This window comes from Rahnella sp. 2050 (assembly GCF_040544515.1).
Lineage (GTDB): Bacteria > Pseudomonadota > Gammaproteobacteria > Enterobacterales > Enterobacteriaceae > Rahnella > Rahnella aceris.
The window spans coordinates 290,271-308,196 of record NZ_JBEPKE010000002.1 but is presented as its reverse complement, the minus strand read 5'-3'; the positions used below and the strand labels follow the sequence as shown (position 1 = coordinate 308,196).

Below are 17,926 nucleotides of genomic sequence, written 5' to 3'. Positions count from 1 at the left end.
AGAGGCAGATTGAATGAGTATAATCGGATAAATAAAACTCAACGGCCGCCACTGTATTTTTATTTCATGTCAGGGATTTACGCATAAAATGCGCAATAAAAAGCCTTAAAAAAAGCACACACACAATCCAATGAATAATAAGGATATTTAATTTTACAGTGTTACAAACTGAATTAATAAAATGACCAGAAAAGATAATCAGATCAATTAATTAATAATTGTGAGAGATAAATAATATATAAAATATTCATAGTGTGAATAATAAAAAAGCGCGTATTCCGGAGAACACACGCTTTCTTATTGCTGCTTGTTGATCAGCTCACAGGCGGCTCATTCAGCCGGCTGGTATCTGCTGCCAGCATATTCTGCACCAGCTCCACACATTCGAGAAAACGCTGGTCATAATCCGATGATTCAACGTGAACATAATCGACGTTGTTCTGTTTCAGCATGTCGATCAGCAGGTTCTGGAAAGACATCCGGTCAGACGTACTTCCCAGACTACGCAGGCCATCAGCGACCCACGGTGTATTGTTTTCAAGCAAGATAACCAGATCAAACCGGTATTCATCCATCAGCGCCTGCACGAACGGATGCTCACGCCCTTCATATTTTTTGCAGAAGGCCTGCGTGGTCAGAAAATCGGTATCAATAAACGCCACTTTATTGGCATATTTCACCGCGAAATCAATGTACTGCGCCTGACCGAGCGCGATTTTATCGTAATCTGAATATTGCAGCGCCATTTCGTCGCCACCAAGATGCGAGAAAACATAATCGCGGCCATATTCCCAGGCGCTGGTAGTGTTGAAGATATTGGCTAACTTGTTGACCAGCGTGGATTTTCCGCTGGATTCGCCACCTAAAATCGCCACGGTACGCACGAAGAACGGCTTCACTTCTGTCGGAATATAATCCCAGTAACGGAACGGATCCTGACGGATCTGGCGGCCACTGATATTCATAAAGGAGCGTTTCGGGTCAATCAGCACCGTTTCAATACCCAGATGTTCACGGTACTGCGGCGCATCAGCTTCTTCGCTGGAATAAATGGTATTGGGTTCAATGCCTTTCTGGCTCATGAACTCTTTAATGCCACGGCCCCAGACGTCCCAGCCGTGCGGATACGGCTCCATCCCCTCTTCGTTAAAGGCATGAATGCGGATGTTTTTCTGGTATTTGAAGGTCTGTAATAACCAGCGCAGGCGGTCGCTGACTGTAGGCTGCTGAGACATCGAACTGTTCTCAAACAGCTCGCGATCACGCGGCTCGTCATAGCCCATGATGATATGCAGTTCATCAACCTGACTGCAGGCGCGCTGGATCAGATAGATATGGCCGGTGTGCAGCGGATAAAACTTACCGAACACCACGCCGATATTCTTCTCGCGACGGGGAAACTCAAGATCCAGAAAGCGGTGCAACGCCTCGAGCTTTTGGGCGCTGGGACTTTTTATCTTTGCATTCAACAACTGGCTGAGATAACCCTTGGTCATCCCGCTGGCTTCGGCCACCTGTTGCAGCGTGCGTCCCTGTTGTTTTATCGCGGTTTTTAGATAGTCGAACTGTGACATGCCTTGTCCTCAGGTTTTTTTTACTAAACAAAAAATAGCACAAAGGCACTGAGCTGCGACAGCGGTTAACCGTTACAAATCGTCGAGGATCGCCAGCGCATCAGCCAGTTTTTTGACGCCAAACACCTGCATACCGGCGGGCACTTTTTTTGGCACGTTGGCGTGCGGCACAATGGCGCGTTTAAAACCGTGCTTCGCCGCTTCGGTGATCCGCTCCTGACCGCTCGGTACCGGGCGAATTTCCCCCGCCAGCCCGACTTCGCCGAACACCACTAAATCCTGCGGCAGCGGACGGTCACGCAGGCTGGACACCAGCGACATCAGCAGCGCCAGGTCAGCACTGGTTTCGGTGACTTTCACGCCGCCGACCACGTTAACAAACACATCCTGATCCGCCATCTGCAAGCCGCCATGACGGTGCAGCACGGCCAGTAATATCGCCAGACGATTTTGCTCAAGACCGACCGCCACACGACGCGGATTGCCCATCATCGACTGATCGACCAGCGCCTGAACCTCAACCAGCAACGGACGCGTCCCTTCCCACAACACCATCACGGAACTGCCGGAGGTGATTTCATCGCCACGGCTGAGGAAAATCGCCGACGGGTTGCTGACTTCACGCAATCCCTGCTCGGTCATGGCAAATACGCCCAGTTCGTTCACGGCACCAAAGCGGTTTTTGTGGCTGCGCAGCGTACGGAAACGCGAATCAGCATCGCCGTCGAGCAGCACGGAACAGTCGATACAGTGCTCGAGCACTTTCGGCCCCGCCAGTGAACCGTCTTTAGTGACATGGCCGACCATGACGATCGCCACGCCGCGCGTTTTAGCGAAACGGGTGAGGTAAGCCGCCGTTTCACGCACCTGCGCAACCGTCCCCGGCGACGACTGGATATCCGCCATGTGCATCACCTGAATGGAGTCGATCACCATCAGTTTCGGCTGTTCTTTATCCGCTATTTCGCAAATTTGCTCGATGCTGGTTTCCGACAACATATTCATGTTAGCCGTCGGCAGACCCAGACGGTGTGCACGCATCGCCACCTGCTGCAAAGATTCTTCCCCGGTGACGTACAGGGTTTTCATGTTTTCGCTGAGATGACACAGAATTTGCAGCAGCAGCGTACTTTTACCTGCGCCGGGGTTACCACCAATCAGAATCGCACTGCCCGGCACTACGCCGCCGCCTAATACACGGTCAAACTCTTTAAAACCGGTGCTGAAACGCGGAAGTTCATCAAGGCTGATATCAGAAAGTTTCTGTACGCGGCTGACGCCCGCATCACCGGCGTAACCGGTGAGACGTTCATTACGCGCTACAGTCGGAGAAGCGGCCAAACGGATTTCAGTAATGCTGTTCCAGGCCTGACAGGCACTACACTGCCCTTGCCAGCGCGGATAGTCTGCGCCACATTCATTACACACAAATGCACGTTTTGCTGCTTTTGCCACAACTTACCTCTTTGTATTGATTAAGACTGACTACCACTTAAAATGCAGAGAACGCCAAGAAGATCGGCATGACGGATGCATACTGCGGCCTGTTCGTAGACTTTCGGTTTGGCGTGATAAGCAATGCCCATGCCCGCTACCGCCATCATTTTCAGGTCATTCGCGCCGTCACCGATGGCGACGGTTTGCTCATGGGAAATACCCAGTTTTTCCGCCAGTTTCAGCAGGGTATCTGCTTTATATTGCGCATCGACGATTGGCCCGATCACACGGCCGGTCAGTTTACCTTCACGGATTTCCAGCTCGTTCGCGGCCACGTCGACCAGATTCAGCTGATCACGCAGGTATTCGGCATAATACGTAAAACCACCGGAAGCAATCGCCACATGCCAGCCCGCTTCCTGCAGACGCTGAACCATGACGGTCAGGCCCGGCATCAGCGGCAGGGTTTCACGCACCTGCTGGAGAATGCTGGCATCCGCATCTTTCAGTGTCGCGACGCGCTGACGCAGACTCGCGGCGAAATCCAGTTCGCCGCGCATGGCGCGCTCAGTGACTTCAGCCACCTGCTCACCGACGCCAGCCAGTTTGGCAATTTCATCGATGCATTCAATCTCAATCGCGGTAGAATCCATGTCCATAACCAGCAGACCCGGTGCACGCAGATACGGCACTTTCCCCAGCTGAGCAACATCAAATTCAAAGGATTCGGCGAGAAGCTGTACATCAGCGGTGAGTGAACCGGCCAGACGCACAACTTGATAACCTTCGACTGCCCAGGCGCTCACAATCACCAACGCGCGGCCTAACCGGCGCTGGAACAGCGTAATACTCTTCTTATCGAGTTTTCTTCCATAAAGGAGCCATCCGGTATGCCCCGCCCGGTAATCCAGCGGCATGACTTCGTCACCGCTCAGTGAAAGGGGAAGTCCCGGCCATTGGTGGATCTCCGCAGGAAGATCGCAATAGGTCAGACTGTTTGGCATGATGGCTCCTGTAGGGCGTTATGGCATTAAGAAAAACAAATATCACGATTTACCCAAAATCATTCAGTTGACTCAAGGCAGCAACTGAATGCACCTCCGGGAACTGACACGGGTCAGTGACCGGTATAAATGAAAGCAGCAGCTTGAAGGATGCCGGGTAAAAACTGGCATCAAGCTACCTTATCGTAGCGGCTTCTGGCAACATAAAGTCATCGAAATACGCAAGGAAACAGAATGGCCAAGGCCAAACTTAAATTTCGCCTGCACAGAGCAGCTATCGTATTGATAAGTCTGGCATTATTAGTCATCCTGATGCAAGGCGCATCCTATTTCAGTCTGGGACACCAACTGGCCCGTTCAACGCAGGTGGAACAGCTTGCTCAGACGCTCGCCAGACAGGTGGCGTTTTCCCTCGCGCCACTGATGGACAGCGACAATGATGGCGCTGATATCGCACAAATTTCCACTATTTTGAGTCAGCTTACCGATAGCAGTCGCATTCTTGACGCCAGTGTTTATGAGTCCGACGGTTCTCTGGTGGCGCATGCCGGTGAACAGGTGCCGGTTCGCGACCGTTTGTCGCTGGATGGCAAACGTGCGGGCAGCTACTTCAATCATCAGATTGTGGTGCCGATCGAAGATAAAAACGGTCCGAGCGGATTTTTACGCATTACGCTGGATACGCACGTGCTGGCGACAGAATCCAAACAGGTGGATAACACCACCAACCTGCTGCGTCTGATGATGCTCGCCGCGCTGGGCGTCGGTATTATTCTGGCCCGCACCCTGTTGCAAGGCCGCCGTTCGCGCTGGCAGCAATCTCCGTTCCTGCTGACCGCCAGCAAACCGGTGAAAGAAGATGATGAACAGGAAGAAGAGCCGGATGAATTCGGCCCGCCGCCGGTGCTGAACATTCCCGAGCCGGAATCTGAGGTCGCGCCGGCAAAACCTGCCACCGAAGCGCAAACGAAAGAAGCCGCACAAGCCGCTTACCGCAGCCTGAAACGCAGCAGACCGAAGTGATTCAGGCCAGCCGCTGAATAATTGATGTTAACCCTTCCACCTGCGCCAGCATACCGCTGGCCAGTTGGCGGAATTCAGGACTGATTGCCATATCGCTTTCTACCTTCCGCCAGAACTCACCCGCCCAATCCTGTGCATTCAACCACTTTTCTTTAGACACTAAAGGGTCGGGCGTTAAGGGTAAGGTTTCACGACGCATGGTACCGGCGTTGGTCGGTGCAAAAGCCATCGGCAGCATGTCATACACAGGCGATATCGAAAGAGCCTGCTTTAAAGGGTCAATGGCAGGATCGATAAATGACAGATTTCCCTGGTGCATATCGCTGTTGGCGATCAGTTTTCCGAAGGCATAAATCTGCTCAATTTTGTCGACTGTAGCGGCTGTAATGACCTTACTTTGGCGTAACCGCTGCGCGGTCAAAAACCAGTTGCTGTTTCCTCCGCCAAACTCAGCAGAGACGGCCTCAAGGGAAACCAGCCCGCGACGCCCGCACTCACCTGTCCGGTCAAATCTTTCGACCTCAAGGAAAACCTCGCCCTTTCTGCCGGTAAAAATTTCGGCTGTTGCCGCCGGAATGCCAGCCTCCTGCAAAACGCTTAACGCATGAGCTTCAGAGCGCAGTAAATCGCCCCAGCGGGAGGCGTTTTCATTGACAGCCGGAGGCGAAAATTTAACTAGAACCTGAGAGGCGTCCCGGCCTGCATGTTCTGCATAGCAGCTGAATTTAGGCTGCTCGCCTCCCGCAGATGATCCGACTTCCTCCCCTGCCAGACTTCTCTGTGCCAGCCGTTCATACACCTGAATTTTGTCTTCACGGGGAACGGGAATATCTTCAGGTTTATGAAACCATCGCTGATAGGCCATTTCTCCAATGACAAAATTCCCGACCGTTTCATCCCCCGCTCTTGCGAGAGCCACCAGCGTCTGGGATTCGGTCCACCTTTTAATGTCATCCGGAAAATGCAGGGCAGCGTTAATATCACGTCCCCACGCCCGACCTAAAAAGCCCTGAGGCCGCATATCGGTGATAAACCACGGCAGACCGTCGTAAATCAGCGACTGGCCGCTGACAACTTCCACTGCACAACTTTCACCCGGCCAGATGGAATATAGCGTCCCGACCTTTTCGGCATTTCCTGCCTCATTAATTTGGTAAAGCGGGAAGCTCCATTGGCCTTCCAGCGGACGCGGCAGAATATAACGGGTCGAGCGGCTTTGCCCGATTTTGACGATCTCAGGAATTTTAGTCAGCCGCCTTGAGAGCGTTGACTGGGTGATGTGCAGTTGCTCCGTGATCTCTTTTGCCGTCAGACTGCCCTGACGCAGTAAATCTACAAGTTCAGACATGAGCGGCTCAGTGATGAATAGGAAAATGCATAGCTAATAGCATAGATAAAAAATTAAAATAAATCGATATATCCTGAAGATATAAATTTGAATACGCAAAAAAACACGAAAAAACGCATAGCAAAACGGGCGCCATCCGGCGCCCGTTTTAGTGACTGCAATATTTGCAGAATTTATTCTTTGTCGCCCAGAAGAACGGATTCCAGCGCGATTTCGATCATGTCGTTGAAGGTCGTCTGACGTTCAGCGGCGGTGGTTTGCTCATGCGTACGGATATGGTCGGAAACGGTACAGATGGTCAGTGCTTTCGCGCCGAATTCTGCGGCCACGCCGTAAATACCGGCGGCTTCCATTTCCACACCCAGAATGCCGTATTTTTCCATCACGTCAAACATTTGCGGGTCCGGCGTGTAGAACAGGTCAGCGGAGAAGATGTTGCCTACGCGCGCGTTGATGCCTTTGGCTTTCGCCGCGTCAGCCGCGTTACGCACCATGTCGTAATCGGCAATAGCCGCGTAATCGTGATCTTTGAAACGCATGCGGTTCACTTTGGAATCGGTACAGGCACCCATGCCGATCACGATGTCGCGCAGTTTGATGTCGGCACGCACAGCACCACAAGAACCCACGCGGATGATTTTTTTCACGCCGAATTCAGTGATCAGCTCTTTGGCATAAATTGAGCAGGAAGGAATGCCCATGCCGTGGCCCATCACGGAGATTTTGCGGCCTTTGTAAGTGCCGGTGAAACCCAACATGCCACGCACGTCGTTCACCTGCTTAACATCCTGAAGGAAAGTTTCCGCGATGTGCTTGGCGCGAAGCGGATCGCCCGGCATCAGCACGACGTCAGCGAAGTCGCCCATTTCAGCATTAATGTGTGGAGTTGCCATCTTCTTATTCCTTAATCAGCGAGGTGTCATATTCATTATAAAAAACGCGGCCAGTATAAGAGACTGGCCGCGTAAGAAAAGTATCAGAGCATGGATTTGCCGTAATCCATCGGTGACAGGTCGAAGTATTTAGCGACTGTCTGGCCGATGTCCGCGAAGGTTTCACGGTGACCTAATGAACCTGGTTTTACTTTCGGGCCATAGATTAAGACCGGAATGTGCTCACGGGTATGGTCGGTGCCGCGCCAGGTCGGGTCACAACCGTGGTCAGCGGTGAAGATGATGATGTCATCTTCTTTCACCAGTTCCAGCAATTCCGGCATACGGCGGTCAAACAGTTCCAGCGCGGCAGCGTAGCCTGGTACGTCACGGCGGTGGCCGTAAGAGGAGTCGAAATCAACAAAGTTGGTGAAGACGATGGTCTTGTCACCCGCTTCTTTCATCTCTTTGATCGTCGCGTCAAACAACGCATCCAGGCCGGTAGCTTTCACTTTTTTAGTGATACCAACCTGCGCGTAGATGTCAGCGATTTTACCGACAGACACCACATGGCCGTCTTTCTCATCCACCAGCTTTTTCAGGATGGTCGGAGCCGGTGGTTCAACCGCTAAATCATGACGGTTACCGGTACGTTCGAAGTGACCGGCTTTGTCACCGATGAACGGACGGGCAATCACGCGACCAATATTGTAGCCACCTTCAGTCAGCTCTTCACGGGCGATTTCACACAGTTCATACAGGCGATCCAGCCCGAAGGTTTCTTCGTGACAGGCAATCTGGAAGACGGAGTCGGCTGAGGTGTAGAAAATCGGCTTGCCGGTTTTCATGTGCTCTTCGCCCAAATCATCCAGTACCACGGTACCGGAAGAATGGCAGTTACCGAGATAACCCGGCAGATTAGCGCGCTCAACCAGTTTATCCAGCAGTTCCTGCGGGAAGCTGTTGGTCGTGTCACTAAAGTAGCCCCAGTCAAACAGAACCGGCACACCGGCGATTTCCCAGTGGCCTGATGGGGTGTCCTTACCGGAAGACAGTTCGCTGGCATAAGCATACGCCCCGGTAATTTCAGCATTACCGTCCATGCCGTCAGGAATTTTACCGGTAGATTCTTCCGCAGCTTTCGCCAGCCCCAGACGGGTCAGGTTAGGCAGATTCAGAGGGCCTTTGCGGCCTTTGTCCGCATCGCCACGCGCACAGGCAGCTGCGATATGGCCCAGCGTGTCAGAACCGGCATCGCCAAAGCGCTCGGCATCTTCACTGGCACCGATACCGAATGAGTCTAACACCATGATAAATGTACGTTTCATTTTGCTCTCCTGCGAATGGTTACGCATTGGGTCACGCGGAACTGCCGCGCACCTGATCAATCTTAAATGGGGGCGATTTGGCCTGAAATCAAGCGTTACCACCGATCCGGCGGTAAACCACCGACGTGCTTTCCGGCGCTTTGTCGCTCAGGACAATGGCCGCACGCACTTCCTGCGCCGCCTGCTGCCAGGCCGCTTCACTGTTCGCGTGGATCATCGCCAGTGGCTGACGGGTATCCACTTGCTGGCCAAGCTGCGCCATATGGGTCAGACCGACGCTGTAGTCGATAGCATCGCTGGCGCGGCGACGTCCGCCACCCAGTGAAACGACGGCCATGCCCAGCGCACGGGTGTCCATCGCGCTGACAATCCCGTTGCCTTCGGCGTAAACCGGTTTGCTCAGCGTGGCCTGTTGCAGATAACGATCGTAATTCTCGATGAAATCGGTTGGGCCTTTCTGGGCGGCAATCATGCGGCCAAAGACTTCTGCGGCTTTGCCGTTATCCAGCACGGCCTGCAACTGACTGCGGGCGTCGGCGTCATCTTTTGCCAGCCCGCCGGACAGCAGCATTTCAACACAGAGCGCCATTGTCACTTCCAGCAGACGCGGATTCCGGTATTCACCCGTCAGGAAGCGCACGGCTTCGCGCACTTCCACCGCATTCCCTGCGCTGGATGCCAGCACCTGATTCATGTCGGTCAGCAGCGCCGTGGTTTTACAACCTGCGCCATTGGCCACATCGACAATCGCCTGCGCCAGATCTTCGGATAGCTGGTAAGTCGGCATGAAGGCCCCGGAGCCGACTTTGACGTCCATCACTAACGCATCCAGCCCTTCGGCCAGTTTTTTGGCGAGAATCGAAGCAGTGATCAGCGGGATAGAATCGACAGTTGCGGTGATATCACGTGTCGCATAGAAACGCTTATCCGCCGGAGCCAGCGAGCTGGTCTGGCCGATAATTGCCACGCCGACATCCTGAATGATGCTGCGAAAACGGCTGTCATCCGGGAAAATATCGAAGCCCGGGATGGCTTCAAGTTTATCCAGCGTACCGCCGGTATGACCGAGGCCGCGGCCGGAAATCATCGGCACATAACCGCCGCATGCCGCTACCATCGGCCCCAGCATCAGGGACGTCACGTCACCCACACCGCCGGTCGAATGTTTATCAACGATCGGGCCGTTGAGGTTGAGCGATTTCCAGTCCAGGACGGTACCGGAGTCGCGCATTGCCATGGTCAGCGACACACGCTCATTCATGGTCATATCATTGAAATAGATAGTCATTGCCAGCGCGGCAATCTGGCCTTCTGAAACCTGACTGTCGCGAATACCATTAACAAAGAAACGAATTTCTTCATCGCTTAAAGGCTGACCGTCACGTTTTTTACGAATAATTTCTTGTGCGAGAAACAAGGTATCCCCCTGCCTGAGCTGAACGCTAAATGTAGATGCGAATACCGGACGCTGTAAAACAGCGCCACGGTATTGGCATAACAACAGTGATTAGTAGCTGCTGGTGGCTTTCTGGCCAGCGTGACCGAGAGTGGTGAGCAGGCTTGCCAGCAGACTGGATGCGCCGAAACGGAAGTGACGTGCGTCAGCCCATTCGCGGCCCAGCAGGCGATCAGCCAGTGCCAGATATTGCGCAGCGTCTTCAGCGGTTTTCACGCCACCGGCCGGTTTAAAACCGACAGCTTTGCCCACGCCCATCTCAGCAATCACGCTCATCATCAACTCAGCGCTGTGCAGCGTGGCGTTTTCTGGCACTTTACCGGTAGAGGTTTTGATGAAGTCAGCGCCTGCGTTGATGGCGATTTCAGAGGCTTTGCGGATCAGCGCATCCTGCTTCAGCTCACCGGTTTCGATGATCACTTTCAGCAGCACATTGGCAGCCGCACAGGCTTCTTTGCACTGTTTCACCATCTCAAAACCAATCTGCTCGTTACCGGCGATCAGCGCGCGGTACGGGAAGACCACGTCAACCTCATCGGCACCGTAAGCAATTGCCGCGCGGGTTTCTGCCAGCGCAATCTCAAGATCATCATTACCGTGCGGGAAGTTGGTGACGGTGGCAATACGGATGTCCGGCGTGCCTTGCTCGCGCAGGGTTTTACGGGCAACAGGAATAAAACGAGGATAAATACAGACAGCAGCGGTGTTACCTGCCGGGCTTTTCGCCTGATGACAAAGCGCGATCACTTTTGCATCAGTGTCGTCTTCGTTCAGGGTGGTTAAATCCATCAGGTTCAGCGCACGTTGCGCTGCGGCGGTTAAATCGGTCATATAACTCTCCAACAATTTTCAATTCCAGCGACCGGCCGGGACTGAGCATACAGTCATGAATTCGTTCCGGCGTTTAACGTCGGCAAGAGAATTCTGCACGTTGGCGAGCGGACTTGGTTCCTTGAAGATAGCGTGCGTAAGCGGCGTGGAACGGCTTACGTGGCAACTGAGATCCTTCTCACCGCGCTTGGACTGGCTGACGCCAGTTCGTTGTGACTATTTGAACACGTCACATCAGGTTCCTGTGTGCATTATTTCACACAAAATGAAAACCGATTGCAACGTTGCTTGGCTAAATGAGACCTTGGTCACAATTCTTAGCCCTTATGCTCAGTATTCGACCCTTAATAAGAGTGTATACCCGAATCATGACAAACGGAGTTCGGGTGGCCACACCGCGATCACCAACCGGCGATCTTACGAGCAATGTTATAATAATAACATTTTAAAGAGAAATGAAATCGCAATACGCCAGAAACCCTTTCTGGAAAGGTTTCTATACGTCAGGGTAAATGTTATTTAAATCACAAAATTAAAATTTCGACGGTTTACCGGGAAGGGAGATTAAAGATGCGGCGGGTATTGTCGAGCAGTGCAAGAGCAATCTGTTCCGGCGTTTCACTGCGCAGGCTGCACAGAATGTCGAACACGATTGCCGCCCGTTCCGGGCGATTAGGCTGCCCCTGAAACCCCTGCAACGGCATATCCGGCGCATCGGTTTCCAGCAACAATGACGAAAGCGGTAATTCTGCCATCACATGACGGGTTTTCTGCGCGCGTTCGTAGCTGATAGTGCCACCCACGCCTATCGCAAAACCCAGTTTGATAAACGCCTGCGCCTGAGAAAGACTGCCTGCAAATCCGTGCACTACCCCGGTTGCCGGCAGTTTTGCCTGACGCAGCAGCGCCGCCAGCTGATCGTGGCTGCGACGGGAGTGCAGGATCACCGGCAACATCTCACGCTTTGCCAGCGCGAACTGCGCTTTCAGCAACCGCTGTTGTTGCTCAAACTTCGGCGCTTCCATGTATAAATCCAGGCCGATTTCCCCGACTGCCACCAGGCGTGGATCCCGCTGGCTGAGCAGTGAATCCAGTAAATCCAGACAACTGTCTTTATGTTCGGCGATATAAAGCGGATGCAAGCCCAGCGCGGCGTGCAATTGCGGGAATTTTTCGGCCAGTGTGAGAATGCCGCTGAAACGGTCAGACGTGACCGCCGGAACAATAATCTGCCCTACACCAGCTTCTGCAGCGAGGCGCAGGCTTTCCGTTTCCGCGCCGGTAAACGGCGGAAAATCGAAATGACAATGCGTATCGACGAAGGTGAAACTCACAGATTTTCGCCCTCACTGGACGGATAATTTTCTGATGACGCCGGACTTTCCGGTGGCGGCATGTCTGAGGATGCGTGCTGCGGTTGCGGCGCACTGACCACGTTGTCTTTAAATGCTGCCGGACGCACCACACCGCCGTCGGCGACCATATCCGTCAACACGGCTGGATCCAGAATGATTTGCTCAACCGTACTGACCGAAGCAGCCAGCGGGATCACATTTTCCGGTTCATCCTGCGGCACGATAACCTGTTTTGGCTGGCGGAATATCCGTGGTTCGATTTGCGGATGAGGGCGCTCGTTTTCACGCGGTAACAGCCAGTGTGCCGCAGCAGAAAGGAAGTACCGTCCGCAGCGACGGCCAAGATGGTAATCCTGATTAAGCGCAGGCAGACGACTGCCAAGCGCGTGGCTGGCCAGCGGTTTTGGCGGGAAGATTTCGAAAATACGCACATCGTCCGGCGGATTCTCAATAAATTGCTGAATGCGGTGATAACTTTCTTCGTGGTGCTGCATCATGCGCACCAGTTGTTGCAGGCTGCTTTCACTCAGCCATTGTTCCATGCGCTTCATCCATTGCGGCGTATAGAACATCGCCGAAGGCACGGTACGGATGACCACAATGGTATCCGCGCCACGGCGGTACGCTTCTTCAACCGGGATCGCGTCACTGATGCCTCCGTCCTGATAGCTGACACCATCCAGATCCACCCCCATGCGGTAAAAGCCCGGAATAGCACTTGAGGCTTTGATCACGGGTAGCCAGTTTTCCCGCGTCGGCGAGAAATAATTGGCCGCATAATCATCACTGCGACAGGCGCACATCAGGAATTCCCGGCCGTCGATCAACAGCTTTTCAGCACTGTCCATCGCCAGCGGCATGTTTTTAGCCGTTTCTTCAACCAGCCAGTCGAGATCGATAAGATGTCCGCCGCGCACAAAACGCAGCGGGTTGAAAAAGTCAGGGCTGGTGGTGTAGCGGGTGATCACCCTTCTGGCATAGCCGGGCTGCCCGCAGACGAAAGCAGAGAGATTTTGTGCACCCGCAGAGGTGCCCAGATATAAATCAAAGGGATTGAAACGCGCGCGCTGAAACTCATCCAGCACGCCTGCCGTAAAAATGCCTCTCTGCCCGCCGCCTTCGCACACCAGGGCAATCTTCCCCGGCATATAGGGTTTGTACGCCAGCGGTTCTATATTCCCCAGCGTGACAGGTATTCTGTATCCCAACGCATCGTCCTCACGCAAATGGCCCCACTCAGTTGGCCTTCATTTCAGAGCATACCTCGTCTTCCTGCTTTGCGTAGATTTCTTGCCAAAATCGGGCGACAAAATCGTTACGTCCTGTTAACGGCCAGATTGTACACATAAAAGAATCGCCCCCTTCAGTGAAGGGGGCGATGTCATTAATTAACACATTTTGGCATCACTGGAATGATGCGGTCAGAGTCGTTTACGACCGGTAAACAGGCTGACAAGAAACAGAATGATACCGACTACGAAGACGATTTTTGCAGCCCAGGCCGCTGTACCCGCCAAACCACCGAAACCGAGAGCCGCCGCGATCAACGCGATGATTAGAAAAATAATGCCCCAACGAAACATAAGCTTCTCCTTTACCCTATTTTCACTTTGCCATTTCAAAAGGTTGTGCCCCGCTTCGGGCCGGACTCATTGTGAAACATTTGCCTTATGACGCTTTATCAACCGACAGCATGCCGGTAACAAAAAAATGCTTACCTAATAAAGGTAGTCGAAAAATGAAAGTCTTAGCGTTTCCGACACAATATTTTTCTGACAGCAGGCAAATCTCGTCCAACACAAATCTTCAGCGGGCAACGTAAATGTAATTATGTGTTATTCAAAAAATGAAGCGCCCTGCCCGTGGGAAGGCGCTTCGTACTACAGACAGAGCACGTGATCGTTATGGTGCGACTTTCAGGTCATTTTTGACGCTTTTCACGCCATCAACGGTTTTCGCAACGCTTTCAGCACGGTCAGACTGTGCCTGATCTTTCACTGCGCCTGAGAGCTGTACCACGCCGTCGGTCGTTTCGACTTTCACGTTACGTGACGGGACAATGTCATCCGCCAGCAATTTGGCTTTTACAGAAGCCGTGGTCGCGCTGTCACCGGCATAGGCTTTAACGCTTTGATCTTTGCTGTCTTTGGTATGCAGTTTGTCGCTGACGGATTTAACACCTTCAACTTTGGTTGCCGCAGCAACAGCCTGCTCGGCTTCAGCCTGCGAACCGACAAAACCACTCAGCGTAACAACACCGGAATTCGTCGTGACGGAAATATCGCTACTTTTAATGGCTTTATCATCTACCAGAGCACTTTTCACTTTCGCGGTGATAGCGCTGTCGCCCATGTAGTTATCAACTTTCTTCATGGAACTATCGATTTTTGCACCTGCGCTATCTGTAGTCGTCGTTGCTGCCAGAGCGCTACCGCTCATCAGTGCGGTACCCAGAACTACGGCCATCATTGAATAGGCAAATTTAGAATTTTTCATCGATTTCTTCCTTTTGGTTTATGAGCCTTGTTGCGACTCTGCACGCCACATTCTTGGTGACGCCTTATAACAAATTGTATTGCTGCTGTTTTTACTTCCGTTGTAGCAGAGTACATCGTTTTATTCTGGCTTTTAATCGCCATTCGATATAACTCTCTATTGAGTGACTTTAAAGTAGTGCTTTAAGCCACCCTGTCCTGAACACACATTTAATATAGTCAAGAATGTTCAGATTAGTAGGGAGATCGTCGAATATGGCCTCTAATGCAGACAAGTCCGAAGGTTTACGCCAAAATTTGCGCAAAATATCGGCATATTGATAACAAAGCGTAAGATCCGGAAGGGTATCAGATAAAAAAATGGCTCCCTTTACAGGAGCCATTGAAAAATTATTGCGTTATAAATCAGTCTTCGGTAGTGAAATTACTGTTTATCCCACGCATCCTGCCAGTTAGTGCCGGTCGCAGGAGCATACGCCCAGGCCGCCTGACTACACCAACCGGAGTATGGGAAAGGCTTACATTGATAGATGCCACCGTCACTGCCTAATACCCGGGTTCCCGCGACGTATTTCTCACTACTTTGCGGATAAACATACTCATAATCCCCTGCCGCTGTTTTGGCTTTCACCAGAATCGTGGTCGTTGCGGTATCGGTTAAACCGGTGTTATCGGTCACGGTCACGTCAACAGTAAAGCGCGTATCAACTGTTACTTGTGGTGCATTGATCACTTCAGTGTTGGATGCTGCCCCCTGAGCCGGTGCGACTGGCAATCCAGCCGGATTAGTCCACTGATAATGTAAATCAGCAGCCTGCGTATCCGGATCTGTCACTTTTGCTGTCAGCGTCAGCGATTCACCTGAAGTCACGGTATACGTGGATTCAAGGGTAACGGACGGTGCAACAGGCTTAGACGCATCAATCACATTCACGCTGGTTTGCGCTGTGGTGCTGCCTTCGCCGTCACTCACGGTCAGCGAGAAGGTATACACCGCATTGGTCACCGGTTGCGCCACGCTGAATGTCGCTTTTGCCGCGTCGCTGTTTTGCAGCGTCACTGCTGGCCCGGAAACTTGCTTCCACTGATACGTCAGGGTGTCGCCTTCTTTATCGGTGCTGGCTGAACCGTCAAGCGTGATAACAGCGGTTCCATTAACCTGCTGAGCAATACCGGCATTAGCGACCGGCGGCGTATTGGTTTCTACCGGTGCCGGTGAACCGCTGGTGATTGGCGCAAAGATTTCGCTGTAAGCGTACATCGGAGCCTGTTCCGGCGTCATACCACTGTGTTCCGCAGAAACTTGTCCTGAAACACCCGGCTGATCACGCGCCACAGACCACGCACCGATCATACCCAGGCCATAATCTTTTGCCTGCTGATAAACCAGACGCGCATCGGAAAGATAGAACACTTCTCCCTGCACATCGTTATAGCCAATCATCGGCGTTGTCCCCAGCATGGCGTAAACCTGTGCGGCGCTCTTCTCAGGGTATAAACCTTTCACCTGAGTGAACAGATTATCGATGGCAGAAGTGGCACATTTACCGTGAATATTCTGACCTTCAGTGTTGGCTGACTGACATTGTACGTTGCCGTAATCCATCGCCATCACGTTAATCCCGGTCAGCACGACGCCCTGATCTTTGGCATCCTGCAACACTTCCATCCCTTCATGGGTTAAACCGGTTGGCAGAACAGGCAGGGTATACCAGACACCGATGTGACGGCCTTCGGCAGCCCAGCGATCCTGTACTAATTTGACGGCGGCATTGCGGCGCTGAATAGATTCTTTATCAGCCAGCCAGTTTCCTTCGATATCGAAGTCAAGCACCTGCAGGTTCAGGTTTTCGACAATGTCATAATAATGCTGTTGCAGATCATTCACGTTATTACAGGCTGCGGCCAGAGGCGCATTGTTCGCGCCGCCGATCGACACCATGATATCGCCGCCTGCTTCACGCAATGCTTTGATTTTGCTGTATTGCGCGTAGTTGGTAACACTGTAAGCGGTGCCCCACGTCGGTACACAGGTGTTAGCATCTTTAGCGACCATAAAGGCCATGGTGAAGTGGTTAACGTTCTGGTTTTTCGCCAGACCGACAAGGTCAGGCTGCATATTTAAGGTGAAATCGACATAAGGCGCATAGAACTGAGCAGGCCACGGATTTTTCGGCGTACCCACGCGCTCTTTCGTGCCGCTCCAGTCCATATACACAGCCCACGGTGAAACATCGTCAGGTTTAACTTTCTGAACTATTACAGAAGACTGATAATTTTTGCCGTTATATTTCACTAATGAATTAGCAGGATATAAGGTATCGATATTCAGCGTTGGCGCGTTATCAATTTGATCCTGAGAGTAGATTTGAACCGGACCTAGAGGTTTCCACGGATGGCCATTATTTCCGTCCGGGTTCTGATTAGCCGTCAGCGACGGATCATTATTAATGGTGTAAAACAGAGCTTCATACATAACTCCGTCTTTCTGAACTTTATCGCCCTGATTATAGGTTGCACTGCTGCTCCAGACCGGCGTCGGTGCATACACTACCCACGGGTTATTTTCTGCTGGTGCGAAACTGTGAGCCGGCGTTGGTTTAGACGTTTTGTATGTCATGCCATTTGCCAGAACAATATCACCGGCTAAATAATCACGGCTGCTGTCATAATCGACATAATTATTCTGCGTGCCGTCACCGGCAATCTCACAAACGGTCGGGTTGCCATATTGGCTCATTTCAGTCGCAGATGCGTCGCGCACCTTACGCCAAGGGTTGGCACCTTGATCTTGTTCCGCTGTGCCCGGGCAATTTGTCGCACCGACCCACCAGGCATTTGAGTAAACACTGCCGTCAAAGATGACTTCAAAGGTGTCACCCCCTTCCTGTCCGTTCCAGGCTTCAAGGGCAAAAGCGCTGGCTGAAGCCATCGTCAAACCGGCAACACAGAGCATCTGTGTGATTTTATTCATTCTCATAACTACATTCCTTATATATATATCATTGCCATGGCGGGATATTCATAGAATACATATATGTTTCGCGAGAAAACCTATTGTAATTCCTGTGAAATTAAGACTTTTGTTACTATTTCATAAACAAAAAATATTAATTACCCCCAAAACATATTAAATAAATATGAGGTAACTTATTCACCGCACATAATGGCATATCTATTAAGGAATGGACTCATCTAAACAT

General features: G+C 52.0%; 14 protein-coding genes. 1 reads left to right on the top strand and 13 read right to left on the bottom strand.

Translation table 11 applies throughout. The features are described 5' to 3' along the window. Positions 1–314: 314 nt before the first annotated feature. From nadR to serB, 3 genes are all read right to left on the bottom strand, one after another. On the bottom strand, positions 315–1,574 hold the full coding sequence (nadR, locus tag ABIC79_RS08665; RefSeq protein ID WP_013577093.1) for a multifunctional transcriptional regulator/nicotinamide-nucleotide adenylyltransferase/ribosylnicotinamide kinase NadR: 1,260 nt from the start codon (positions 1,572–1,574) through the stop codon (positions 315–317). A 72-nt stretch (positions 1,575–1,646) separates the two neighbouring features. Then, complete coding sequence (gene radA / locus ABIC79_RS08660) at positions 1,647–3,029, bottom strand: DNA repair protein RadA (RefSeq protein ID WP_013577094.1); 1,383 nt, start codon at positions 3,027–3,029, stop codon at positions 1,647–1,649. A gap of 20 nt (positions 3,030–3,049) precedes the next feature. After that, complete coding sequence (gene serB, locus ABIC79_RS08655) at positions 3,050–4,015, bottom strand: phosphoserine phosphatase (RefSeq protein WP_013577095.1); 966 nt, start codon at positions 4,013–4,015, stop codon at positions 3,050–3,052. A gap of 234 nt (positions 4,016–4,249) precedes the next feature. Between serB and ABIC79_RS08650 the strand changes: the two genes are divergently transcribed. Beyond that, positions 4,250–5,038, top strand: a complete 789-nt coding sequence (locus ABIC79_RS08650) for a YtjB family periplasmic protein (protein ID WP_013577096.1) — start codon at positions 4,250–4,252, stop codon at positions 5,036–5,038. 1 nt (position 5,039) lies between these two features. On the opposite strand, the gene yjjJ is transcribed toward ABIC79_RS08650, so the two are convergent. The 10 genes from yjjJ to ABIC79_RS08600 form a co-directional block, all read right to left on the bottom strand. After that, positions 5,040–6,386 carry a type II toxin-antitoxin system HipA family toxin YjjJ gene (yjjJ, locus tag ABIC79_RS08645; RefSeq protein ID WP_013577097.1) on the bottom strand — a complete coding sequence of 449 codons (1,347 nt, stop codon included), beginning with the start codon at positions 6,384–6,386 and terminating at the stop codon, positions 5,040–5,042. A gap of 173 nt (positions 6,387–6,559) precedes the next feature. Beyond that, entirely contained in the window at positions 6,560–7,279 is a 720-nt protein-coding gene (deoD, locus tag ABIC79_RS08640) for a purine-nucleoside phosphorylase (RefSeq protein WP_013577098.1), read from the bottom strand. Between the two features lie 83 nt (positions 7,280–7,362). Then, positions 7,363–8,586 (bottom strand): phosphopentomutase, encoded by a 1,224-nt coding sequence (gene deoB, locus ABIC79_RS08635; protein WP_013577099.1) that lies wholly within the window; start codon positions 8,584–8,586, stop codon positions 7,363–7,365. Between the two features lie 88 nt (positions 8,587–8,674). Beyond that, the gene (gene deoA / locus ABIC79_RS08630) at positions 8,675–10,003 is read right to left on the bottom strand and encodes a thymidine phosphorylase (RefSeq protein ID WP_013577100.1); all 1,329 of its coding nucleotides are present in this window, start codon (positions 10,001–10,003) and stop codon (positions 8,675–8,677) included. Between the two features lie 90 nt (positions 10,004–10,093). Then, positions 10,094–10,873 (bottom strand): deoxyribose-phosphate aldolase, encoded by a 780-nt coding sequence (deoC, locus tag ABIC79_RS08625; RefSeq protein ID WP_013577101.1) that lies wholly within the window; start codon positions 10,871–10,873, stop codon positions 10,094–10,096. A gap of 548 nt (positions 10,874–11,421) precedes the next feature. After that, positions 11,422–12,207, bottom strand: a complete 786-nt coding sequence (locus ABIC79_RS08620) for a metal-dependent hydrolase (RefSeq protein WP_013577103.1) — start codon at positions 12,205–12,207, stop codon at positions 11,422–11,424. Then, entirely contained in the window at positions 12,204–13,376 is a 1,173-nt protein-coding gene (locus ABIC79_RS08615; RefSeq protein ID WP_379670700.1) for a patatin-like phospholipase family protein, read from the bottom strand. Before ABIC79_RS08615 ends, ABIC79_RS08620 begins: the two co-directional genes overlap by 4 nt. Positions 13,377–13,649: 273 nt before the next feature. Beyond that, the gene (locus ABIC79_RS08610; protein ID WP_013577105.1) at positions 13,650–13,811 is read right to left on the bottom strand and encodes a DUF1328 domain-containing protein; all 162 of its coding nucleotides are present in this window, start codon (positions 13,809–13,811) and stop codon (positions 13,650–13,652) included. Between the two features lie 319 nt (positions 13,812–14,130). Next, positions 14,131–14,724 (bottom strand): molecular chaperone OsmY, encoded by a 594-nt coding sequence (osmY, locus tag ABIC79_RS08605; protein WP_013577106.1) that lies wholly within the window; start codon positions 14,722–14,724, stop codon positions 14,131–14,133. Positions 14,725–15,147: 423 nt separating this feature from the next. Next, positions 15,148–17,703 carry a PKD domain-containing protein gene (locus ABIC79_RS08600; protein ID WP_013577107.1) on the bottom strand — a complete coding sequence of 852 codons (2,556 nt, stop codon included), beginning with the start codon at positions 17,701–17,703 and terminating at the stop codon, positions 15,148–15,150. Between the last annotated feature and the right edge of the window lie 223 nt (positions 17,704–17,926).